This is a genomic window from Proteiniborus sp. DW1 (assembly GCF_900095305.1).
Taxonomy (GTDB): domain Bacteria; phylum Bacillota; class Clostridia; order Tissierellales; family Proteiniboraceae; genus Proteiniborus.
This window is the reverse complement of the sequence record NZ_FMDO01000014.1, coordinates 1-24,798: the sequence shown is the minus strand read 5'-3', so window position 1 is coordinate 24,798 and position 24,798 is coordinate 1. Positions and strand designations below refer to the sequence as shown.

Annotated in this window: 24 protein-coding genes; 4 read left to right on the top strand and 20 right to left on the bottom strand. The window is 34.0% G+C overall.

What is annotated here, in order from left to right; genetic code table 11:
• Positions 1-305: 305 nt before the first annotated feature.
• Genes DW1_RS03905 through DW1_RS03895 form a run of 3 tightly spaced genes read left to right on the top strand, consistent with a single transcriptional unit; the run spans position 306 to position 3,064 of the window.
• On the top strand, positions 306-1,319 hold the full coding sequence (locus DW1_RS03905; RefSeq protein ID WP_074349334.1) for an ABC transporter ATP-binding protein: 1,014 nt from the start codon (positions 306-308) through the stop codon (positions 1,317-1,319).
• Positions 1,320-1,330: 11 nt separating this feature from the next.
• Positions 1,331-2,203, top strand: a complete 873-nt coding sequence (locus tag DW1_RS03900; RefSeq protein ID WP_083605522.1) for an ABC transporter permease — start codon at positions 1,331-1,333, stop codon at positions 2,201-2,203.
• 21 nt (positions 2,204-2,224) lie between these two features.
• Positions 2,225-3,064, top strand: coding sequence for an ABC transporter permease (locus tag DW1_RS03895; RefSeq protein ID WP_074349333.1), 840 nt, complete (start codon positions 2,225-2,227; stop codon positions 3,062-3,064).
• Positions 3,065-3,102: 38 nt separating this feature from the next.
• On the opposite strand, the gene anmK is transcribed toward DW1_RS03895, so the two are convergent.
• The 19 genes from anmK to DW1_RS15435 all read right to left on the bottom strand — a co-directional run bounded on the left by anmK (position 3,103) and on the right by DW1_RS15435 (position 22,005).
• Positions 3,103-4,263: an anhydro-N-acetylmuramic acid kinase AnmK gene (gene anmK / locus DW1_RS03890; protein WP_074349332.1), complete on the bottom strand. Its 1,161-nt coding sequence runs from the start codon at positions 4,261-4,263 to the stop codon at positions 3,103-3,105.
• Entirely contained in the window at positions 4,264-5,022 is a 759-nt protein-coding gene (gene chbG, locus DW1_RS03885) for a chitin disaccharide deacetylase (protein ID WP_074349331.1), read from the bottom strand. It lies immediately after the preceding gene.
• Between the two features lie 19 nt (positions 5,023-5,041).
• Entirely contained in the window at positions 5,042-6,349 is a 1,308-nt protein-coding gene (locus tag DW1_RS03880) for a 6-phospho-beta-glucosidase (protein ID WP_074349330.1), read from the bottom strand.
• A gap of 4 nt (positions 6,350-6,353) precedes the next feature.
• Complete coding sequence (locus DW1_RS03875) at positions 6,354-6,677, bottom strand: PTS lactose/cellobiose transporter subunit IIA (protein ID WP_074349329.1); 324 nt, start codon at positions 6,675-6,677, stop codon at positions 6,354-6,356.
• A gap of 93 nt (positions 6,678-6,770) precedes the next feature.
• On the bottom strand, positions 6,771-8,039 hold the full coding sequence (locus DW1_RS03870; RefSeq protein ID WP_074349328.1) for a PTS sugar transporter subunit IIC: 1,269 nt from the start codon (positions 8,037-8,039) through the stop codon (positions 6,771-6,773).
• An 11-nt stretch (positions 8,040-8,050) separates the two neighbouring features.
• Entirely contained in the window at positions 8,051-8,356 is a 306-nt protein-coding gene (locus DW1_RS03865) for a PTS sugar transporter subunit IIB (RefSeq protein ID WP_074349327.1), read from the bottom strand.
• A 14-nt stretch (positions 8,357-8,370) separates the two neighbouring features.
• A complete protein-coding gene (murQ, locus tag DW1_RS03860; protein WP_074349326.1) occupies positions 8,371-9,267 on the bottom strand; it encodes an N-acetylmuramic acid 6-phosphate etherase in 897 nt (298 codons plus the stop codon).
• A 29-nt stretch (positions 9,268-9,296) separates the two neighbouring features.
• Positions 9,297-10,154, bottom strand: coding sequence for a MurR/RpiR family transcriptional regulator (locus DW1_RS03855; RefSeq protein WP_074349325.1), 858 nt, complete (start codon positions 10,152-10,154; stop codon positions 9,297-9,299).
• On the bottom strand, positions 10,144-11,115 hold the full coding sequence (locus tag DW1_RS03850) for an N-acetylglucosamine kinase (protein ID WP_074349324.1): 972 nt from the start codon (positions 11,113-11,115) through the stop codon (positions 10,144-10,146). The genes DW1_RS03855 and DW1_RS03850 overlap by 11 nt, the downstream gene beginning before the upstream one ends.
• Positions 11,116-11,301: 186 nt before the next feature.
• Positions 11,302-13,041, bottom strand: a complete 1,740-nt coding sequence (locus DW1_RS03845; RefSeq protein WP_074349323.1) for an ABC transporter ATP-binding protein — start codon at positions 13,039-13,041, stop codon at positions 11,302-11,304.
• Positions 13,034-13,495, bottom strand: coding sequence for a MarR family winged helix-turn-helix transcriptional regulator (locus tag DW1_RS03840; RefSeq protein WP_074349322.1), 462 nt, complete (start codon positions 13,493-13,495; stop codon positions 13,034-13,036). Before DW1_RS03840 ends, DW1_RS03845 begins: the two co-directional genes overlap by 8 nt.
• A 289-nt stretch (positions 13,496-13,784) precedes the next feature.
• Complete coding sequence (locus tag DW1_RS03835) at positions 13,785-15,272, bottom strand: 4Fe-4S dicluster domain-containing protein (RefSeq protein WP_074349445.1); 1,488 nt, start codon at positions 15,270-15,272, stop codon at positions 13,785-13,787.
• A 1-nt stretch (position 15,273) separates the two neighbouring features.
• Positions 15,274-16,446, bottom strand: coding sequence for a SpoIIE family protein phosphatase (locus DW1_RS03830; RefSeq protein ID WP_074349321.1), 1,173 nt, complete (start codon positions 16,444-16,446; stop codon positions 15,274-15,276).
• Complete coding sequence (locus DW1_RS03825; protein WP_074349320.1) at positions 16,446-18,164, bottom strand: [Fe-Fe] hydrogenase large subunit C-terminal domain-containing protein; 1,719 nt, start codon at positions 18,162-18,164, stop codon at positions 16,446-16,448. Before DW1_RS03825 ends, DW1_RS03830 begins: the two co-directional genes overlap by 1 nt.
• A 1-nt stretch (position 18,165) precedes the next feature.
• Complete coding sequence (locus DW1_RS03820) at positions 18,166-18,411, bottom strand: (2Fe-2S) ferredoxin domain-containing protein (RefSeq protein WP_074349319.1); 246 nt, start codon at positions 18,409-18,411, stop codon at positions 18,166-18,168.
• 363 nt (positions 18,412-18,774) lie between these two features.
• Positions 18,775-19,176, bottom strand: a complete 402-nt coding sequence (locus tag DW1_RS03815; RefSeq protein ID WP_074349318.1) for a hypothetical protein — start codon at positions 19,174-19,176, stop codon at positions 18,775-18,777.
• A gap of 248 nt (positions 19,177-19,424) precedes the next feature.
• Positions 19,425-19,889, bottom strand: a complete 465-nt coding sequence (locus DW1_RS03810; protein ID WP_200800463.1) for a PTS sugar transporter subunit IIA — start codon at positions 19,887-19,889, stop codon at positions 19,425-19,427.
• 10 nt (positions 19,890-19,899) lie between these two features.
• Positions 19,900-21,852, bottom strand: a complete 1,953-nt coding sequence (locus DW1_RS03805) for a hypothetical protein (protein ID WP_074349316.1) — start codon at positions 21,850-21,852, stop codon at positions 19,900-19,902.
• A 12-nt stretch (positions 21,853-21,864) separates the two neighbouring features.
• The gene (locus DW1_RS15435) at positions 21,865-22,005 is read right to left on the bottom strand and encodes a hypothetical protein (protein WP_159433542.1); all 141 of its coding nucleotides are present in this window, start codon (positions 22,003-22,005) and stop codon (positions 21,865-21,867) included.
• Positions 22,006-22,228: 223 nt separating this feature from the next.
• Here DW1_RS15435 and DW1_RS03795 point away from each other — a divergent pair, with 223 nt between their 5' ends.
• Positions 22,229-23,044 carry a methyl-accepting chemotaxis protein gene (locus DW1_RS03795; protein WP_074349314.1) on the top strand — a complete coding sequence of 272 codons (816 nt, stop codon included), beginning with the start codon at positions 22,229-22,231 and terminating at the stop codon, positions 23,042-23,044.
• Between the two features lie 362 nt (positions 23,045-23,406).
• On the opposite strand, the gene DW1_RS03785 is transcribed toward DW1_RS03795, so the two are convergent.
• Positions 23,407-24,123, bottom strand: coding sequence for a reverse transcriptase domain-containing protein (locus DW1_RS03785; protein WP_074349313.1), 717 nt, complete (start codon positions 24,121-24,123; stop codon positions 23,407-23,409).
• Positions 24,124-24,798 lie beyond the last annotated feature (675 nt).

Genomic DNA, 24,798 nt, shown 5'->3' with positions numbered 1-24,798 from the left:
TTGGACGAAAAAATTTAAAAAAATACTGCATTATTATCATCATCATTTATATCTGTATATGAAATGTTAATTTGATGAGTATACAAGATTTAGCTTTCAATAAAATTAGACATCATAATTTAATATAATTATCAACTATGTTAATTAATAAAATACTAATTTCAAATTAATTTTAATACTTAAATTAATGTTTTTAATAAAAATATTAATTTTTTTAATTTTCTTATTGACATTATTAATTATTTAGTTTATCATTAATCTAAACCAACATATGGAATCATTAATAAATTTAGGAGGATGTGAAGATGTCAGAGTATGCTATTGAAGTAACTCACCTTACAAAAGAATTTGAAGTTAAAAAGAAAAAACAGTCTTTCTGGAAGAAAAGTAAAGAAGATAAGGAAATTTTCCTAGCAGTTGATAATATTAACTTCAATGTTAAAAAAGGCGAAATATTTGGTTTTCTAGGACCTAATGGTGCAGGTAAAACCACTACCATAAAAATGATTTCTACATTATTAAGACCAACATCTGGTACTGTAAAAGTAAATGGTATAGACGTAAGTAGAAAGCCATTAGAAGCATTGAAAAATCTAGGAACAGTATTAGCAGGTGAGCGAAGCACATACTGGAAGCTAACAGGAAGAGAAAATCTCAAATACTTTGCAGCTATGAACGGTATTACAGGAAAGGCTGCTGATAATAAGGTTGAAGCTTTACTTAAAAGATTTAGTTTAGATAAAAGAGCAGACGAAACTGTAGAAAAATATTCAACAGGTATGAAGCAAAGAGTAGCTCTAGCAAAAGCACTAATAGCAGAACCATCTATAGTTATACTTGACGAGCCAACCTCAGGACTAGACCCTCAATCCGCTAGAAATCTAAGAGAACTTATATTGGAAATTAAAGAAGAAGGAAGAACTATTCTTTTGACTACTCACTATATGGAAGAAGCAGACCAACTTAGTGATAGAATAGCTATAATTGACCATGGCAAAATAATAGCTCTAGACACTCCCCAAAACTTAAAGAAAAGCCTTAATAAAACTAATGTAGTAGTGCTTGAACTAAATAGTTGGAATGAAGATATGTCAAACACTATTAAAAATATAAAATCCGTTGAGAAAGTAAACTCAAAATTTAATGATGCAACACAAAAATGGGAGGTTAAAGCCCATATCCAAAATGGTCACGATACTATTAGCAGCATAATTTCTTCCATAACTTCTTACGGTACAAAAATCAATAACTTTAGTACAAAAGAGCCAACTCTTGAAGATGTATTCATAAGTTTAACAGGCAAATCTCTTAGAGAATAGGTGGTGAAGAAATGGACGCTGTAACTAAAAGATACAATAGTATAACCCTTGAAGCAAAACCTTCCATATTTACTGCCATATTGTATATCTTTAAAAGGGAAATGAAAATAATGTTTAGGTATCCATCATGGTTTATTTCCTTATTAATATGGCCCGTATTATTTCCTTTTGGATATATATTTACAGCAAAAGCATTGTCAGGAACCAGTGGAAAATCACTTGAAGTATTTGCAGCAAATGCAGGTACCTCCGATTTTACAACATATATGATAATAGGAACTACCATGTGGATGTGGATCAATATGATGCTTTGGTCCTTTGGCGGAAGTCTTAGACAAGAACAGATGAGGGGTACCCTTGAATCAAACTGGCTTTGTCCAGTTCCTAAAATAAGTCTCTTACTAGGATACTCAGTTTCTCAACTAGTAGTAAGCCTAGTCTATATTATAGTTGCTGTTTTAGAGTTTAAACTTATATATAATTTTGATTTTGTAGGAAATCCTCTATTAGCACTTTTAGTAATCCTACTATCTATACCACCAATCTACGGAATTGGGTTTATATTTGCAAGTCTAGTAATGTGGGCAAAAGAGGCTAATTCAATGGTTTTTCTAGTTAGAGGAATAATGTCTATATTTTGCGGAATAACATACCCAATTGCTGTACTCCCAAATTGGATGTCCAAAGTGTCTAACATGATACCTTTAACCTACAGCATAAAAGCTCTCAGGGCAGTGGTATCTTCTGGTTCTAGCATAAACGATATAAAATCAGATATATTTGCCTTAATAATATTTGGAATTATTTTAATGTCAGCAGGAATACTAGCATTTTTATTTACTCAAAAAAAAGTAAGGGATACAGGTTCTTTAGGCCACTACTAATATTTGAAAGGAGTATTCTCTATGGATTTTAGTAAATATAAAAATTATATTACGGCTATATTAGCTATTACTAAGAAGGATATCAAAATCTTTTTTAGATATCCTGTAAATGCACTATTTAGGATAGTTGAGCCTATTATGTGGATAACCCCAGTATATTTCTTAGCAAAGTCCTTTCAAATAGGAGGAGAAAATGTAGGCTTTGGACAATATACTGGAACCACTGACTACATGGCATTCCTTATACTAGGCAGCATTGTAGGCAGCTTCGTAAGCGCTGTACTTTGGGGTATGGGCTTTTCACTTAAGAACGAAATGGATTCAGGAGTCATAGAATCAAACTGGTTAACTCCAATTCCATTGTGGGTGCAGCTCATTGGCAGATCTATTTTCTCACTTTTTATTACTACATTAAACTCTCTGTCAGTGGCATTTCTTGTATGGATTTTGTTTGGTTTTAATATAATTGCCAGTGGAATACTTCCAGCTATAGTAACTCTAATTCCTCTAATAATAGCCCTATACGGCTTAGGCTTTGGAATTGCCTCTTTAGTTTTAGTTACTAATAATGCTAACAATATTATAGATATTTCTAATTTTCTTATCAATACAATATGTGGAAGTGATTTCCCAGTAGTTATACTTCCTAGGCTTATTTTAACAGTATCTCTTGCACTTCCTTTAACATATGGCTTTGATGCAATAAGAGGAATAATGCTAGGAACAAACACACTGCTTCCTATTCATATAGAACAGCTGATACTTGTAGCCTTTATGATTATAGGCATAGTTCTTGGTCGCTATATATTAAAAAAAGTAGAAAGATATTGTAAAACAATTGGAAATATAGGCTTTCATTAAAGAAAAGCGGAACTTCCCCCCCGCTTTTTCTTTATTTACTAATATACTATTTTTCCTAGCACTACAGGTTTACTCGCTCCTGTAACCCTAAGTAAATTACTAGGATTACCATGTATAGCCTCATTTGCAAGAATGGCAAAAGCTATAGCTTCTTTTGCATCACTTGACAATCCAATATCTTCATTAGTCTTTACTGTAAGCTTTAACTCTTCTCTAATCATGTTTACTAGTAAAGGGTTGTAGCTTCCTCCACCACCAATTATTACTTCATCAATACTATACTGTGGAATTATCCACTTTCTGTAGCTATCTGCAATTGAACAAACAGTAAAGTAAGTTACAGAAGCTAATATGTCTTCATCACTTAGCCCCTTTCCCTTATATCTCTTATATATGTCTCTACTAAAATCAAGTCCAAACTCTTCTCTTCCAGTTGTTTTAGGAGGACTCTTTCTTATATAGGGATGTCTCATAAGCTCTTCTATAAGTTCTTTATTAACACTCCCTTTAGAAGCCATGTCCCCATTATAGTCATATTTAAGCCTTCCCATAGTTATCATATTTACTATAGCATCTATAATCATGTTTCCAGGTCCTGTGTCAAAGGCAAATACTTCATTTATTGTAGAGCCTTTTGGTATAACTGTCACATTTCCTATACCTCCAATATTTTGAAGAACTATTGATTTTTCATTGCTTCTATAAAGGAGATATTCTGTATATGGAACTAAAGGTGCACCATGTCCTCCTACTGCCACGTCCCTTACCCTAAAATCTGCTATAGTCACTACACCTGTTCTTTCTACAATTACACTAGGCTCACCTATTTGCAGAGTGCTATTTTGTGGAATATGGTAAATAGTCTGACCGTGTGAACCAATTAGATCTATACTTGAAATATCCAAGCCTGCAAGTTCACAGGTTTCCAGCACTGCCTTGGCAAGCTCTTCACCCATCTGGAAATTCAATCTGCAAATAAGCTCTACATTAGAATGCTCTCGCGAGCAAGCTAACAGTATATTATCACGTAAGTCCTTAGATATTTCATGATTATGATATTTTAGTAGCTTCACTTGCGTATCTAAGCCATTCCCCTCTATCTCAACTATTGCACAATCTATACCATCTACAGAGGTTCCTGACATGAGACCAGCTACAAGTTTTCGGTTTTTATTCATAAGATTGATTAACCTATTCATCTATGCCGTCCCCAAATCCCCATAAGTAATTAGCTTAATATTATTAGCTTCAATCCAATCTTTTAATTCTTTACTAGTCAGTACTTTTAGTTCATCTAGCCTCTGTTTATTGTAGCTACTATAATCATAAAGCTCTCTATCTACTATTGCTGGATGTGTCATTATCTCAATAGAGCCATCCGGAATTTGGTCTATAATATCTATAAGCTCATTAATATTTGCCTTTTCATCATAAAAGCCCATTGAGAAAGAGTCTGTTGTTTGTACTCCAAGTTCTATTAATAGTTCTTTTGTCTCTAGGTTGGGCTGTCTTAATGGCAAATTATACTCCTTCGCCAGATTAGCAACTATTTCTCTAACTCCATCATACATGTGAATATGGTGATGACTGTCTAAATGGCTTAATTTAATATCATACTTTTTAAACTCTAAAATTTGATTTCTTAGCTCTTTTTCTGCTTCATTAAGGTTCATAACCGGAAACAACTCAGCCCTTCTTTTATAGAAATACCCTCTCTTATTTATTAAAGAAGGAACTTCCTCCTTAGGCGATACTGGCTCCCCGCAGGTTAGTGTTAAATGTAAGCCAATTCCCTCAATTCCATTATCCTTTGCTAATTTTATGGCATCACTGGCTTTAGGCATATTTATCATTATAGAGGTACTAGTCACTACACCTAGTTTCATGGCATATATAATTCCATAATTACAGCCATCAGTAAGACCAAAATCATCTGCATTTATTATAAGTTTCTTCAACCTTTTCACCTCTGGATATTTATTCGAATTGCGGAAGATATTCCTTGTTCTCTTTAATGATATCATCCAATAGTAACTTAGCAATCTTCACAGATGGTACCAATGGATGAGCAGCTAAAGCCTTGAGAGCAATATTATAATCCCCTGTAACCCCTGCTTCTACTGATAACAATTCATAAGCTTTTACGCTGCTTACAAGACCATTGATTTCAGGTGGAAGCTTTCCTACAGTCATAGGATGGGCTCCGTTGCTATCTATAACTGCATTTATTTCTACCACTACATCATCAGGCTGATTTAGAATAGCTCCATTATTTCTAACATTTACGGTGTGAATTTCTTTCTTATTGTTGTATATAGCACTTATTAAAGATACTGCTGCATCTGAATAGTAGGCCCCTCCTCTTTTCTCTAATTGAGTAGGCTTAGTATCTAATGATTCATCAGCATACATTTCAAAAAGCTCCTCCTCAACCTTTAGAACTTGATCTGCCCTAGTACCTTCACCTGATTCTAGTTCTTTTTTCATTTTAGCGATTAATTCATCAGTCATATAGAAATACCTATGATATGGACATGGTATCATGGATAGTGCTTTTAGATAATTTGAATCCCAATTTAGGTCTGGAATATTCTTCATAGTCAAGGATGCCCCATCACATAATTTATCTATAACCTCCATAGTGACATCTTTGCCATCTAAGTAAACCTTCCTTCCCCAAACTAAATGGTTTAATCCTACAAACTCTATTTGTAATCTGCTGCTATCTACCTCTAAAAGCTTAGCGGTGTTTTTCACCATATGTATAGGTACATTGCAAAGTCCTATTGCTTTTACTTTTGTATATCTAAGTATTGTCTCAGTAATAAGCCCAGCAGGATTTGTAAAGTTAATAAGCCATGCATTTGGGGCAAGTTCTTCGATATCCTTACATATGTCTAGGAGTACTGGAATAGTTCTCATGGCCTTGGCAAAGCCTCCTGCACCAGTAGTTTCCTGTCCTAATACATCATACTTAAGTGGTATATGCTCATCTCTTGCTCTTGCTGCTAACCCTCCTACTCGTAACTGAGTCAATACAAAGTCAGCATCTTTAATTGCTTCAGCCCTCTTAAGTGTAAGATTTACATCTATATCTAAGCCTGTCTTCTTTATCATTCGCTTAACCAAATTACCCACTATCTTTAGCTTATTTTTTCCTTCCTCAATATCTACAAGATATATTTGTCTTACAGGTAATTCCTGCGTCCTTTTAATAACTCCATCTATTAGCTCTGGGGTGTAACTGCTACCACCTCCAATAACAGCAATTTTGAGCCCTTTCATTGACCTAATCCCCCTTTTCTAGTTTTTCAATACGCTTGTAAAGTTGAATCATGTTCTCAATAAGGTCTTTTTCAGAAATAGCTGTCATTAAATGGTCCTGAGCATGAACAAAAAGTACAGTGATATCTACTTTTTGCCCACCAGCTTCCTTCTGAATTATATCAGTCTGTATTCTATGAGCTGCTCCTATTTCTTCATGAGCATCTTTTAAAAATTCTTCTGCTTCTTGGAATCTGCCTTCCTGTGCATTTTTCAGAGCATCAAATGCCTTTGATCTTGCATTACCTGCATGAATTATTATTTGAAATACTATTTCTTCAATTGTCATAATGTACCTCCTACATATTATCTTCTGAAAAATAAGATAAACTCCTATACTTTCAGAAAAGCACCAGCAGCTGCTGATGCTTTATCTATTAATCTATTCAGCTATCGCCTCTTCTGCTCCCTGTTCTTCTTGTACCATTTTCTTTTCATAAACTTTGAAGAATGGATAGTAAACTGCAGTCATTATTAAAATATTTATAACTACCAATACAAATGCCTTCCAATCTCCACCTGTTGCTAAATACGCACCGATTGGCGCAGGGAGAGTCCATGGAGGAAGCACAGATGGACGTGCCACTATGTTGAAGTACATTGCAGCATAAGTAATAATAGTAGTTATTATTGGTCCTATAATGAATGGAATAGCAAGTACTGGATTAAGCATAATAGGGGCACCAAATATTATAGGCTCATTTATATTACATATTCCAGGTAATAAACTAGCTCTTCCAAGCTGCTTCAAATATTTAGATTTTGAAAATAATAGTAAAATTACTAACCCTAGAGTAGCTCCTGAACCGCCTATCCAAATAAACCATTGGAAGAAAGGCTCTGGTCCGATATTTGGAAGTACTGCAGTACCACTTGCAGCAGCAGCCATATTTTCTTCTAATAGGACTAGCCAAACTGGTCTTGCAACTGAGCCAACTACAGATACACCGTGTATTCCTGAAGCCCAAAGTAATGTAATTAAAAATACTGGTACTAAAACTCCTGGTAATGTATTTGCTGCATAAACTAAAGGTTTAAATATTCCCATAATAAAAGCATGTATGTCAAAGTCTAACATATCTCTAACTACCCATACCACAACCAGTACAACTGCTGCTGGTATTAAAGCTTCAAATGATCTAGCTACTGATTCAGGTACTCCTTCGGGCATACGAACCATAATGTTTCTCTTCTGTAAAAATCTCATGACTTCAACTGCAAATATTGCCATGATAATTGCTACAAACATTCCTGCACCACCTAGGTTATCCATAGGAAGTACCCATCCAGTTCCCTCCACATTTAGTGGAATCACACTAAGTAAAAATGCAGCCATTGCTAGAATACCACCTGATATTCCATCTAGCTTGTATGATTTCGACAAACTATAACCAATTCCATATGAAGCATATAATGACATAAGTCCTACTGTAAGTCTAAATGGGAATAGTATCTTTCCTACATATGGTGCAACTAGTTCAGCTAATGCTGGGATTGGTGGAGATGCAACTATAAGGAAGAAGCTACCAACAATAATTAGTGGTATAGTTGAAACAATACCATCACGAATTGCTCTCAAATGCCTTTGCTCTGATAGCTTTGTCATTGGAGGCATGAGAACTCTTTCAATGAATTCAAAAAATTTGTTCATAATTACCCTCCTTAAATCATTTTTTTGATTTGCTCTACCAATATCGGTCCCCCTAAAGGACTATAGCCCTGAGGAGAAATAACTGCAATAGGTATGTTTAACTCATTAGCTGTCTGTTCAAAAACAGGCAAACGATGTCTTACCTGTGGTGCAACAAGTACTATATCCCACCCCCTTTTTACCTCATCTTCATACTCGCCTGTTCCTACTGCTTTTACTTCAAGCTCAATATTATGTTTTTGAGCTTCCTTTTCTATTGCTTTAACTACAATTGCACTTGACATACCTCCAGAACACACCATGAGTATTCTCTTCATATAGAGTCCCCCTTTTATTTTAATGCTCTATGAATAAAACCATCTCCATCTTTTAATCTCTTTGTAGCTTCCTCATAAGTACAGTTCTTCTTTAGCATAACTATTGCAATCTTTGGATTAAAGCCTGATAACTCTAATGTCTTTTCTACTTTTTCTTTATCTGCACCAGTTGCCAACATGACCATTCTTTTAGCTCTCTGAATTAATTTCTCATTGGTAGGCTGTACATCCACCATAAGGTTCCCATAAACCTTACCAATACCAATCATTGATGCTGTAGAAAGCATATTTAAAACCATCTTCTGTGCAGTACCTGCCTTCATTCTAGTGGAGCCTGTAATTATCTCAGGGCCAACTATTGGAGTTATTGAAATATCAGCATATTCTCCAATTAGGGGCTTTTCATTACAGCTTAGAGAAACAGTGATAGCCCCTACCTTTTTAGCATATTTTAATGCACCTATTACATATGGGGTTCTCCCACTTGCTGCTATGCCTACTACCACATCATCACTAGTTAATTCTCTCTCTGAAAGATCCTTTTCACCAAGTTCCATACTATCCTCTGCTCCTTCTATGGCGCATATAAGGGCGTCTCTACCACCTGCGATAATCCCTACTACCTGCTCATAAGGTGTACCAAAGGTAGGAGGACATTCTGCAGCATCTAGCGTCCCAAGTCTGCCGCTGGTCCCCGCACCGATATAAAAAAGTCTTCCACCTTTCTTAAATGATTCGATAATTTTTTCTACAGCTTTTTCAATATTGGGAAGTTCCTTTTCTACTGCATAAGCCACCTTTTTGTCTTCCTCGTTGATAATTTTAAGTACTTCGGACAAGCTTTTTTCATCGATGTTATTGGTTCTATTGTTTATCGATTCTGTTATAAGATTATCCAGCTCGTTAATCATAGTGCTCTCCTTTCAGTCTTACCCTCAAATCAATATTGCTTGTTTTTAACAGCCTCTCTTGTATTCTCCAAATGAGATATTACTTCATCATATCTCTTACATGCTACTCCAATGAAAAGACTGTCTATTACATTTAACTGAGCAATTCTAGAAGCCATAGCTCCGCTTCTAAAGTTATTTTCCACATGAGCGGTGAAGAGTATGATATCCGAATATTGGAGTATTGGTGATTGTCCATATTGGGTGATACATATGGTGGTAGCCCCTTTGTCTTTTGCAACCTTTAATGCATCTACTACATCCTTAGTTCTCCCTGAGTTAGATATTCCTATGGCTACATCATTTTTAGTTAAGTGTACTGACGCAGTAAGCTGTATATGGTTATCAAAATACATAATTGCAGGGATATTGATTCTCATAAGCTTATATTGTGCATCTAATGCCACTACAGATGATGCTCCTGCACTGAATAAATACACCTTTTCTGCATTATTAACTGCCTCTATAGCTTTTTCAAGAGAATCAGCGCTTAACACTTTTTTTGTATCCTCTATAGCTTTTATGCTTCCTATGGATATCTTTTCAAATATTTCTTCAGCTGTATCATCTTCACTTATCTTTTCATGAATTATTTTTCTCTTATTATTGACACTTGAAATATCTAGTGAAATAGCTAGTTTAAAGTCCTGATATCCTTTAAGTCCTAATGTTCTACAAAATCTAACTATAGTTGCTTCACTGGTCCCACTTTTTTCTGCCAGTTCCATAATTGAGAGTCCTACTGCTTCCTTAGAATTATCTATAATAAAATGGGCAACTTTCTTCTCTGAAGGTCTAAAAGTTTCTAAACCCTGTGTTATTTTCGTCAATATTCCCTTATCCAACATGTTCCACTTCCTTCATCTGTATTTTTAATTCTCTAACATCATAGTTTATTCCTAGCTCCTTCCATGCTAGCATCAAAGCTCCAATCCCACCATTACAAAGCTTCTCCTTTACAACTATTTGTGGATTATTCTTAGTTATCTTTTTAATAACTTCCTCTCTGATATAGTCAAGGTTCTCAAATACTCCACCCATTAAACATAATTCACTCACACTATTATTTAACTTCCTTATAACTGTCTCTGTCATAAGTACTAAGCTTTCTACAGCTTTATCTAAAATCTCAATTGAGGTTTTATCCCCTTTTATAGCTCCAACAAGTGCTAATGGAGCTAGCTTAGCAATACGCTCCTTGTTCCATAACTCCTTATATGTATATTTTATGAGACTATCTACTGATTGATAATTTAAAAATCTCAATACTTCATTAGTAAGGAATGTTTCTCCTTTTCTTCCATCATAGGCTTTAAACACTGAGTTTAAAATCATTCTGCCAATATCATATCCACTGCCCTCATCATCGATAATGTGTCCACAACCTCCAACCCTTACTATGTTTTTTTCTCTATTCATCCCAAAACTTATTGAGCCTGTACCAGATATTGTAATTATTCCTTCAGGCTTTCCATGGGCACCTACCAAGGCAGTTAGTGCGTCGCTATTTAAGATTGATTTTTTATCTAAATCAAGTTCCTTTAATAAACTCTTAATTATCTCTTCATCATCTTGTCTTCCAATACCCGCCAGTCCTAGTGAAACAATGCTTACATCAGCAATGCCTATATGAAAGTTGTCTAAAAGCTTTGTTATAACTAAACTTAGGTTTTTTTTGGTTCCATCTACTCCTACAGAATGATAGTTAGAAGGACCAGCGAAGGATACCCTTAATATTTCACCATGAATATCAGCTAAATAGCCTATGGTCTTTGTTCCACCACCATCAATCCCAATAATATACCTCACTTATAGCACCTCATTTTCGAATTTACGTTATCTCGCTTTTATTATATTATTTTTGTAATTTTTTTTCAACTATTTATTGATAATAAGAAGGAATTTTTCTTCTATATCAATTTTATTTTGTCATTAAAAACATCTAAATATAGTTCAAAAACAAGAAAAAGAAGATAGAATACTCTATCTTCCTATCTATGCTGCTCCATCAGGTATATATCCTCTAAACTGAGCCTTGTAAAGCTTAGCATAGATGCCATTCCTAGCCAAGAGTTCTTCATGTCTTCCTTTTTCCTCTATACCTTTATCAGTAAGTACAACTATTTCATCAGCATTTCTTATAGTTGAAAGTCTATGAGCAATTACTAGTGTAGTTCTACCCTTTGATAGTCTTTCTAGAGATTCTTGAATCGCTATCTCTGTTTCATTATCTAGTGCTGATGTCGCCTCATCAAGTATCAATATTGGTGGGTTTTTCAGAAACACTCTAGCTATTGATATTCTCTGCTTTTGACCACCTGAAAGCTTAACTCCCTTTTCTCCAACATAAGTATCATACCCATTAGGTAGTGTCATGATAAAATCATGAATATTAGCATTTTTAGCAGCTTCTATTACTTCTTCGTCAGTTGCATCTAGATTTCCGTACAGTATATTTTCTTTAATAGTACCTGTAAATAAGAATACATCCTGTTGAACTAGTCCTATATTTTTTCTTAAGGACTTCAGCTTAATATCCTTTATACTAATGCCATCTATTAGTATATCTCCTTCATCTAATTCATAAAATCTAGGTATTAAATGACAAAGTGTAGTCTTTCCGCCACCTGAAGGTCCTACTAATGCAAGAGTTTCTCCTGGCTTAATAGTATAATTCAATCCAGCTAATACAGTTTTATCATTATCTTGATAACTAAATGTAACATTTCTAAGCTCTATATTACCTTTTACATTTTCTAGCTCAACAGCATTTTCACTGTCTACTATATCGGGCTCAATATTCAATATTTCTTGGAATCTCCTAAAGCCAGTCATACCCTCTTGATATTGCTGAATAAACTGGGCAAGCCTTCTAATAGGCTGCAAGAAGAAGTTTACATACAATAGAAATGAAACTAGCTCTCCATAGCTAATATACTCTCTATAGGCAAAGTATCCACCTGCGCTTAAGGCAACTAGATTTAAAATGTTGGAAAAGAAATTTACACCAGAAGTAAACTCAGCCATTACTTTAAAAGCACTTTCTCTTGTTTCTCTAAACTCATTGTTCCCAACATTAAACTTCTCTACCTCGAAGTCTTCATTAGTAAAAGACTTGGATACTCTTACTCCTGATATACTGTTTTCAAGCTGAGCATTTACAGCAGCTATTTTTTTACGCTGTTCCATAAAAGCATTTTCTAGTTTTCTTCTTTTTGCTATAGCAAACCATATCATAATAGGTACAAATGCAAATATAATTAATGTCAATCTCCATTCGACATTAAGGAGTATAATAAATGAACCTATTAGCATTACAAAGGAAATAAATAAATCCTCTGGACCATGATGAGCTAATTCAGTAATTTCTCTTAAGTCATTGACTATTCTAGACATGATATGTCCTGTTTTTGTATTATCAAAATAGCTAAATGACAGGGTTTGGATGTGAGAGAATATCTCTTTACGCATGTCAAACTCCATCCTTGTCCCTACTATGTGCCCCCATGAGTCCACTATATAATTGCACATATATCTAAGTATATATAAGAGAACTAACACACCTGTTATAATGACTAGACTTCTTAATTCTTTGTTTGGGATTACATCATCTATAACTTTACTAGTTGCCATTGGGAAAACCAAATCCAAGGCAGAAATCATAAATGCACATATCATATCTAATAGAAACAACTTCCAATGTGGTCTATAGTATGTAATGAACTTCCTAAGCATTATAAACCCCTCCTTCATATTTTTCTAATTGTTTAGCTAACTCCTCTAATCCATATAACATATTGTCTACAACTTCTTCATTAATATTTATTAGAGCATTCTTTACAAGTTCTGTACTAGCCTGGTAGTTTATTGAGCTTATTAACTCTAATCCAGCTTGTGTCAAAGCAACCCTACTCACTCTTCTATCATTCTCATCCTTTACTCTTTCTACTAACCCTTTTTCTTCAAGTCTTGAAATTCTTTCGGAAATTGTGTTCTGTGCCTTATTTGTTTCTCTCGCCATCTCTCCTATAGTTGGAGGATAGTCAACTTTCTTGAGGTAAATCAATGTATGAAATTGGTCAAGAGTAAGATTGTTGTTTTGGGCGATATCATGACGCTTTTTATGTATTATGCTAGTAACCTGTCTTACATACTTGACTATTTCTTCTGTTTTTCTTGATAAGTCCAAATTTTCCCTCCCCTTATATCGTTATACGATATTTTTGATACACTAAATATTATATGATACTAATTATTTTCTGTCAATTCACAAAAAAAGGCTCTTTAAATTAGAGACCACAAAAAACTATAGTTTTCTCGCCTATCATTCTGAAACTCAATGAAAGAATCCCATGTTTTCACTCTATGGAAGTTCATTCAATAGCGCTCAGGATGAAATAAAAGGCTTTTCAGTGACCTTCTAGTCCAAGAACCTTTTTATCCTATATATTTGAACTCACATTATACTATACAAAGTACTATTTTGTATTTCTATCAAGTACTAAATTAGCTATATCAAAGACCCTAAGACTATCATTAACACCTTTTTCTATAGCTAACTTACCATATTTATCAACTTCATTCCTATCCTTAGGTCCATGATGCAGTGATGCTGCTCCTCCAATACATCCTCCTACGCACACCATTCCTTCAATAAAATTCGCATCCAGTTTATTTACCCTAGCAAGTTTCAATGCTTTATCACACTCTTTTATTCCATCACAGCTTATAGGTTTAAAGACAACATCTATACTATCAGCTTCTATTACATGTCTTACTGCTTCGGAAAGCCCTCCTGTTCTAGCAAATATTCTTCCAAAAAATGATGCGTTATCAAGTACTGCTTCGTCACAATATTCGATCTTAATGTCTGCTGCATCTAGTAATGCAGCTAATTCCTCAAATGTCATTACAAAGTCTACACTTCCACTTAAGTCATCCTCTCTAATCTCCATTTTTTTTGCTATACAAGGTCCTATAAAAACCACCTTCGCATTTTCATCAGTATTTTTTATAAGTCTTGAAACTGCAATCATTGGAGAAACAGAATGAGATATTTTGCTTTCCAACATAGGGTAATTTTTCTTAATAAAAGAAACAAAAGCTGGACAACAAGAACTGGTCATTATTTTTTGACTCTCTATGTTTTGTGAAAATTCTATCGCCTCATGCTTAGCTATTATATCTGCACCTAATGCAGCTTCTACAACATTGTGAAAACCTAACTTTTTAATTCCATTGACTACCTGTCCAATCTTTGCATATGTAAACTGGCTTGAAATGGCAGGAGCAATTACTGCGTATACCTTAGTATCTTTGTCATATCTAGCCTTCTTTAACATTTCTATTATTTCGACAATACTTGATTTATCCATAACTGCCCCAAATGGGCACTGATAAACACATGCCCCACATTGGATACATTTTTCATTGTCAATGACAGCTTTTTTCTCCTCATTAATAGATAATGCAGAAGTTGGACATGCCCTTTTACATGGTCTCATCACATCAGATATGGCATTATATGGACAAACTTCTTTACATTTGCCACATTCTATACATTTATTCGGATTAATATATGCTCTATGCCCCACAAAGTGTATAGCATCCACAGGACATGCATCATAGCATCTATGTGCAAGGCACCCCCTGCATGCTTCTGTAACTACAAACCGATTTATAGGACATGAATCACAGGCTGTTTCTAGAACCTCTACAATGTTTGGATTACTCTTATCTCCCCCCATTGCCAGTTTTATCCTTTCAACTGTTATAGCACGTTCTTTATATATACAACATCTGGTTCTTGGCTCAGGACCTGGGTCTATTATAGATGGGATTGAATCCAGGCTCTCATCTAGTCTTCCTTCCAAGGCTAACCTAGATACTTCTCTTAAAACTTCATATTTTATAAGCTGAACTTGACTTTCAAATTTCCTCATGTAATATCTCTCCTCTATTCCCATACTAGACATAATTAATCTTTACTATCTTCCCCATACTCTCCATCAATAAAGAAAGCTCTTCAACTACTTTCAGCTTAATACTTAAATCAACAGGCAAACTAGGATTTTGATGAGCAGGATTAATAGCCTTTCCTACCCAAAGATTCAAATGTGTACAGTCTTCTATTAATGTCTTAGCCAAACGAGAAGCACCATCTACACCATTTAAATTGCATATTGTTTCTATATTATTGGAATCACTTCTATATTTTTTAATTTTTTCTACTGTTTTGCTAAGGGTAAGCACTCCCTCAGTAACTAAATCTATACCATCTATAATAGCCATAGGTGGAACATCTGCAGTCATAGAAGATAAGTCTACTTCAATATCTCGCATAAGCTCTCTTCCTACAATTTTTGCTGCAGTACCACCACAAACCACTTTTTTTCCTTCACCTAGCATAAAGTCGTGGACAAGCTTTTTATCATTACATTCATTTTCTGGTGGTCCAGTAAATAAATCTACTATTTCTGGCTGCCGTATTCTTATAGTGACAACTGTTGTATCATCCCCTGGCTTGTCTACATATAAACACTTACATGTATCGATAAGTCCCTTAGATATACTTTTAGCGCTTTTTTTATTTTTAACTTGCTTTAATAAATACTTTGACACATTCTCCCATTGCCAGCCAAGGTTCAATACTCCCCCTACTCCAGCATGTATTACCCCATCGCTTACAAGTGTAATTACATCGCCCTCTTCAAGCTTCACATAGCTCTCTTTTATTTTCTTGCCATTAATAACAATATCCTTTTTTTCAATTGTCGTCTCTTCATAGTTTCTTGTAAAAAAAATTGGCGGATTATCATATTCGATTATGTAGGCTGTTCCATCTTCTTGAATTTTTACTATTCCAAAGGTTGAGTATGCAAGTTTTCTTATGCTACATTCTGGAAGTGTATTAGCTATTGTATCTACAGTTTCAGAGATACTTGCTCCCCCTTTTAGCATTGTACCAGCAATTTTAGTTGTTAAAGTTGCTAGAATATTGGCCTTTACACCGCTTCCTAGTCCATCAGCCAAAACAACTATAGTACTATTATTAGTATTGATTATCTCCACCTTATCTCCACAAAGCTCTTCACCATATTTATTTAAACTGTCATATGCAACATCTACGAAGAAATCCATTAGATATCACCAGCCTCTCCTAGAGCAATATCCTTTAGCTTTGTAAGTATAACTTTGGTTTCTGCAGTAGTTTCTCCAAGAAGGCTTGCAATTTCCTGAGCTACCCTCATTTGTTTTTCTATTACTTCCTGTGCTGCATTTATAGTCTTTTCTTTTACAATAGCAAGCTCTTCCTTATCTCTTTCAGCTAAGGTAACATCAATCATAATCACCATCAAAACGTTTTCTTTTTCTAGATACATAATGTTTCCTATTAGAACCAAACCATAATTGGAGTATACTAGTTTTTGTCCGATTAAATTTTCCTTAGTTAAAATAACATTTCTAAAGATATCCTCATCTATTAGCTTTGATATAGGTTCACCTATCATAGCCTCTGCCTTAACCTTAAATACCTTTTCAGATTTTGGGTTGAACTCTTTAACCTTAAGATCTTCATCTAGAATAAAGATAATATTTGGACTATTTTTGAAAATTACATTTCTTAGGCTCTCGGCTTCAGCTCTCATAAAAGGTAAGCACATATTTATGTCAGACATTCCTTCAAATACAGATTCCGCCTTTTCTCTACATGATACATAGCCGCATGCAATGCAATTAAGCTCGTCTTCAGATCTATGCTTGCCCATTTTTCTTAATATCTCTTTAATTTCTTCTTCAGATGCTTTTTTTCTATTTACTTTCCTATTAAAAAATTTCTTAGTAAAATCTATTTTTTCAACATTATACCCTATATCACCCTGAGCATAATTCTTCTTTTTATTAATATATTTCTTGACTTTGTCAATTCTAGTATAGTGATTTGTATTATCTTTAGGCATTCCCGGACCACTTAAACAACTGTTTTTACAAATATTAAGCTCAGCAAAGATTCCACTTACCCTATCTTTTTCAATACACTTGAGGAATTCCAGACAATTCCCTACTCCATTAATTCTCATAACTTCATATTTGCCTTCATAAGTTCCATTAGACTCAATCAGCCCTCCTTTAGCTGGAAAAGAGCTTCCCCTCTTATATGAAGTACAATCAAACGGTTGAGGCAAAAGATTTTTTAATACTATTTTTTCTTCTATTAGCCAATTGTCTAGCTCTTCAAAAGTCAGTACAGAATCTATTATCCCTTTATGTTGGAAATCTTCTGCTTCAACTTTTTTAGCTAAGCATGGTCCTATGAATACAACTACACTATCTATACCATATTTATGTTTTAGGAGTTTTCCATGGGCTAGCATTGGTGATACTACTGGTATCATGTATTTAGTCAATGAAGGGTAGTATTTTTCTATGAGATTATTAACTGAAGGACAACTTGTAGTAATGAGATTCTCATAGTTTCCTTCTTCCCAATACTTGTTATAATAGTCAAGTACTATTTCAGCACCTATAGCCGTCTCTTCAACTATTTCAAATCCTAAGTTTTTTAATGCTGTCACAATTTGATACTCATCATCCATATCAAAAGCTCCTGGGAAGGAAGGCGCTATGCTTGCTATTACTTTCTTTTTATTTCTTATAGCTTCCTTTACTTGTTCTACATTGCTTTTGATATGTAAAGCTCCTTTTTGACATACAACTTGACACTTGCCACAGAAAATACATAGATCATCGACTATTTCAGCATGGTCCTCAAGAATTGCAATAGCTTTAGAAGGACACGCTCTTAGGCACTTATTACAGTTATTACAATTTTCTTTTTCGAAATTGATAAACTTCATTTTATAGCCTCCTAATTACATGCTGTTCAAAAAATTCTGCCACAGTTTCCTCCCCAACTGAAACTACCTTATCATCATCTACCCTTGCCGAAACAGCTTTAGTACATTCTCCTAGGCAAAAAGCTGCCTTTACTATCACCTTATCTGATAACTGTCTTTCTTCTATAATATCTTGTAGATTCTTTATCACATTGTAGGCTCCCTTTAGATGACATGCACTACCAATGCAAACATTTATAGTAACCACATCTACACCCCCTTAATTGTTATTAATTTGACAATTTTATATAAAAAAATTATTATTTATCTTATCTATTACTGATAATAGTTTTGAAGATATTTGAATATAGCCTTTCTTTTTATGAAAATAGTATACTATGTTGTTATCTTTTTATCAAAGTTTGTTAAATTAATGTATTATACTTAAAACATGTATTTAAGCAGGTTGTAGCTAATAGTAATGTATATTACAAAAAATTAAGAAAACCTTTTCCAAGGCTTTGACCATAACAGTCATTTTATTCTAATTAGTATTTTAATAAATCGAGTAGTGCGCCCATGCTGGGCTCACCATAATAATAGGGTGGAAATCCACCCTATTGACTACCAACTAATACCAGTGGCCTAGTCCATATCCGTAACCTAGATAGTCGTAAAATCTTCTTCTCCTTCTCCTTCTTCTGCTTAACAAGCTTCCAAGTAATATTATGGCAATTAAGTCTCTAGTTAGCCTTCTTCTACCATAAAAAGGTCTTTGCATAGCATCTACATTACTCATCCAATACTTTCTTTCATCTAAGTCTTCATCTATTTCGGGACACTCTCTCTTCATTCTGTCATATATTTCATCAGTCATGTCTTCTATTTCACTATCTGTAGGTTCCCAATCTTCTCCTTTTTCTCTAATATATCTTTCAAGGCAATCACTTACTTTTGGGTATAGTCTACGATATAAATCTGGATATCTCCTATATATATCAGAGTCTTCTAAATATCTATCTATATCATCCATAGTTCAACCTCCTTACTTCAATCTCTTTGCACTAATATTTTACGTAAGGAGACTAAATTTGCCACCATAAATTTTCCGATTAAAAGCGTCCGGAAAATTAGGCTAGGCCATAAAGCAGTCAAGCACCAAATTTATTAACTCTCTTCGGTCGTTCAAATTTGGTGCTTGGTGCATTTGATTTACCTGATTTACTGAGAAAAACATTCAGAAAATCGAGTAAGTTATTAAAAAAACAGGATAACTTTTGGTTATCCTGCTGCAACAACTCTCTTCATTATTTCTACAACTTCGCTTTTACTTTTTGCATTCATGACATTATTAACAGCATCCTCATCTCTTAAGAAATCCACCAGCTCAGATAATGCAGTGAGATGACCTTCTGAATCTGTAGAGCAAAAGGATATTACTAGCTTAATAGGATCATTGTCTTCATCTCCAAAATCCACAGCTTCTTTTAATGTAATAAGGCTCACACCATTTTTTAACACACCATCCTCAGGTCTTGCATGTGGAAAAGCTATTCCTTTAGAAATTACAATATAAGGTCCTAATTGTCTAACCATCTCTATCATTGCTTTTATGTACCGATTTTCTGCTGCTCCACTACTCACTAAGAGCTCGCCACCCTTACGGACAGCTGCCTCCCAGTTCTCAGCACTAACTTCCAAATCAATAGTGCCTTCAGTAATTAAGTCAATTAACAATTTTACCATCACCATCCAGCTATAATTCTAATTTATACGTGTTAAAAAGAGATGCAATTAAGTATGTATTTATGTAGGTAAATGAAACTGCACCAGTATCATTAATAATAAATGCAATAATTGAACCTACAAATATTATACAATATTTCTCAAAGGATTCAACATGAGTTTTATTAATAGGCTTAATTAGCTGCTTTTCTTCTTTATAAAATCTTCTAAGAAAGAACAATTGGAACAATATAATTATACTCCAAGGTGGGAGTAATGACATGGTAATAAGCTGCTTTAGCTTAACATTTATGATGTATGTTAACTCATTTAATCCAAATATTTTAATCCTTTCAACAAGTTTTCCTGCATGGCTAGGGTTTGCACTATCGGAATCAATTAAAACACTCACTCCTAAAATAACAATTCCTATTAAAATTAAAGCTAATACACCCTTCTTGGTTTTGTTATAACTAAATAGTGTTAAATATATTAATATTAAAAATAGCACAATAGAAGTTATATATCCACCCACATTAGCTCCATACTTTCCTGACAAAGCAAGTATTACTATTGGAAAATATAATAATGCAATAAAAGGCGGTAAATAATTTGAAATCAACCTTTTCAAGCTATAAAATGTAATAATAGACGTAGCTATTAAGACACCCATAATATCGTTATTGAGACCATAAAATCTTCCTGCTGCAACAATATTGTTATATCCGATAAAAGAATCATACACTATATTAAAATTGAAATATACTCCTATTAAAATTAATATATTAGTCATGGTAGCTATTGCATTAATAGGGTTTATTCCTCTTTGAATCAAAATCTTTGATATTACCAAAGAACTAAGAATTACTAAAGTACAGTAGACAATTATATATCTATGAAGATTAATTAATCCATATATTATCGATAATAAAATACTCAAAAGTACGCTTGTCATTATAATCTTATGTTGTTGATTATACCTTTTTTTCTTAAATATGTAGTTATATAAAATATAGATCTGACTAATAATCACATATCCATGAAAGACATATTTAATAATATTTAAGTTCAAAAATTCAAGGAGGTTTTTTTCGTTTTCCTCAATGATATTACTTCTTTCATGAACATAAATCTTATTACCAATATTACCGTCTTTATTGATTCCATACACTGTCTCTATATCTACCTTTATATCCAGGCTACTTACTAGCCCCTCTCTTTTTGTTGTATTACTAGTTATAACCCCAACTTTATCTCCAATATTCCTATATATTAAGGGAACAAGAGTGCTATTCAATCTATAAGATATATCTCCCTTAATGTTTTCAGGAAACACATATAGATGAACATCGTTAAATTCATCAATATAATCTTTTAATATTTGAATTCTATTTTGCTTACCATCAATCTCATAAGATACCACTAACACATCTATATACTTAAGCAATTCATCAGTATTTTCCTTTAGCCATTTATTGTTATAATCAATATAGTCTATACCTCTGTTAATTTGCCCTTCTTTATTTGCTACAAGCAATGATGAAGGCCCTTTTCCCAGAAAACCTGTCCTTATTCCATTTTCCTTTAAGTTATCACCTAAAAAACTTACTTTCCGAGAAAAATTAGGATATCTATTTTTAAAGTCCTTAATTATATTGTCATATCCTTGAACCTGAATTGAGCCTGTGTTTAGACTCTGAGTTCCTTGATATAGTCCCCTTTTTATCTTTAACCTTCTTCCTTCCGCCATGGTCATAAAAAGGCTTTCTTTGCTGCTTTCCTTGTACAGGCCTGCTGTCTTTATACTCATAAGTCCTAAAGACATATCATTGCTAATAATTCTTTTAGATATATCAAAGTCTAATTCGTCTAATACTATAATTAGTGTCTTTGGATTACTAGCTAGGCTATAGCTTGGAAATCCAAGAAATGAAAAAAACACTATAAAAATTATTAGTAAAGTTAAGTTTCTTTTTTTCCTCATAATTACACCCTTTTAGTATATTAAGTGATTTACTATAGATAGAATTCCAACTATAATAGCAAACAATCCCAGAACTAACTTTATCTTAAAATAATCATCTACAGTAAATTTTCTATTTCTAACTATTACCTTCTCCTTTACTAGAATTTTCATATCGAAAAAATCTTGTAAAATACAATAAAGTCCCACAATAATAAATATAATACCTATGTACAGCAATATATCACCCCATAAAAGCTTTTAATCTATTTATTAGCATACAATACTTCAGCATCATTTTGCAATTGTTAAATATAATACTATTTATATCTTGAAGGATTTTTTTCCTCTTATGACGAATAGAAAATTTATTATATATATTCAAAGGGGAGATTATATGAATATTGCAATAGTAGGAGCAGGCCAAGGTGGGACAAATCTTATTAAATCTTTAACTGAAATAGATGATATAAATATTACTATAGTTGTAGATTTAGATCTAGATGCTCCAGGTATAGTTTTGGCAAAAAAGCTTAAAATAAAATATTCATCATCCATTGATGATATATCAAGTGTACCTGCTGATATGATAATAGAAGCAACAGGTTCAAAAAAGGTTGCAGATATCTTATTTGAAAAATTCAAAGATAAATGCAAAATAATAGATTCCCATGCTGCTTTATTAGTATCTACTCTAGTGGAAGGAAATATAAGTACCTTAATAAAGCTAAATAAACAAATTGAAGCTATTACTAAAACATCTAATACTGTACAGGAAAACCTACAGTCAATATATAATTCTATAAATGCGATCCACAGTATAGGTGACAATCTCAACTTATCTACAGAAGCCTCAAATAAATACATTGAAGAAAGCGATAAAGTTATAAAATATGTAAATACAATTGCTAATCAAACTAAGATATTAGGTCTAAATGCAAATATAGAAGCTGCAAGAGCAGGAGAACATGGTCTGGGTTTTTCTGTAGTAGCTAAAGAAGTTCAAGCATTAGCAAGCAATAGTGAAAAGTTTGCTTTAGAAATTAGTCAGCTTCTCAAAAAGATATCCGATGAAATATATAAAATAAACTCTGAAATACAGACACTTAGATGTCATACTACAGCACAGATTGATTCATCTCGACTAGTAAGTGCTGCAATAGATCAGCTAAATCAAGCAGCCCATATTTATAATCGAGTAGGAGGTAATTAATTATTTTAATTACCGTCCTCTCACACCACCAAGCATACCGTTCGGTACTTGGCGGTTCATTAAGACAATCTAAATTTATTATACTGTGAAGCTAAACTTTTAAAACCATGATTAATCAGTCTTTGATTAGTTATGGTTTTATTTAATATGTGACTGTTAGATATTCTCCAGTAACCTTTACGAGTGTTGGCGAATTGCTAGGCTATATCTCTTGGGACTCCTAGTTTCATTAGATTTTTAAATCTAGTCCTTACTAGTTTCCAGATTTTCCAGACAACAGCTCCAGGTGAGTAGACCAAGGGAGTCTCACCCTCAGTCTCTCTCAGAACCGGACTTGAACCTCTCAGCTCATCCGGCTCCCATTATTCAGCCGTTGGTACTATTCCTATTTGCCAGTGTGCAAATAATTTAGGTAGATTTTTAGCTATTTTCCCCAACCAATGTTCAGCTTTTCTTTTCCCACGTGATAGTTTCTTATATTTTCTTCTAGCCCAGTTCCTTAAGGCTGCGTTTACATACCTTAATACAAGATACAGTGCTGATTTATAGAATCTTCCGCAGTAATTTATACATCCTCTTATAACTGGATTAGACATGTTAGCTATATCTTTCAATTCCTTATCTGGTTTAAGTTGTAATCTCCAACTTCTTATTGTCTGTCTCATTGCTTTACTTGCCTTGTTGCTGACAGCAGGTGTGAAGTTCACAAAGAATTTTCCATATTTGCTTTTGGATAATCTAGGTCTAAATGTATATCCTAGAAAATCAAAGGTTTCATTTGTATACTTTCCCTTTCGGTCATCATCTTTGCAATAGACAATTCGAGTTTTATCTAGGTGAAGTTCTAGCCCTATTTCTTCAAGTCCCACTTTTAATGCTTTTAACAGGCTTTCTGCTTCTGTTAGTGTTTTACAATGTGCTATTCCATCATCTGCATATCTTGCCCATGGGTCATTTGGATAGTTTTTCTTCATCCACATATCAAAAGCATAGTGCATAAAAAGATTTGCTAGTACTGGACTTATTACACCACCCTGTGGTGTTCCTGAACTTCTTATCAGTGATTCATCTGTATTCATATTTATGATACTTACCTGGTAGAATCTTGTTCTACCTTTTCCTTAACGCTCACTACCATAGCTTTTGACTATAGCAACTTAAGGTGGTTTGAAACTTTCACCTGTATGACGGTTTCGAAGGGCCTACCTTCATCTACCATATAGCATAGCTACATGATTTGCGCTACTCAAGCACATCTCATGCGCTTTCGTGGCGCACTGTCATCAGCATATCTGGTATACCCAACTACAGGCTTTGATTGTGTTCTCATATTTTGCTGTACACATTCATATTCTTTCTAATACATCTCTTGTATTCATTCCAGGTCTAAATCCAAGCCATAGTTTTTCTCCTTAGGTTATTGTCGTAATTCTATTATATATTATTTCTTCTATACGACAACTATCCTAACACATAGGGCTCCATATATCTGCCACATTTACTTTCCCTGTTTCGGATAGTTTAGGACTTTGGTTTGTTGTGCAACCTCATCCACAGGGTTAAGCCTCGAATGTGATTCGTGTACCTCAGACCGGAGTTTTGCCGCCGACTTCCTTCAGATTCCACCTCACGATGGACACCCTTGGCTTAAGCTAACGGTTGGCACTATCAACCCCCGTATCGGACTTTCACCGACTAGTTTACGCCCATGCTGGGCGCACACAAGTAAAGAGAAAGCGTTTGCTTTCTCTTTA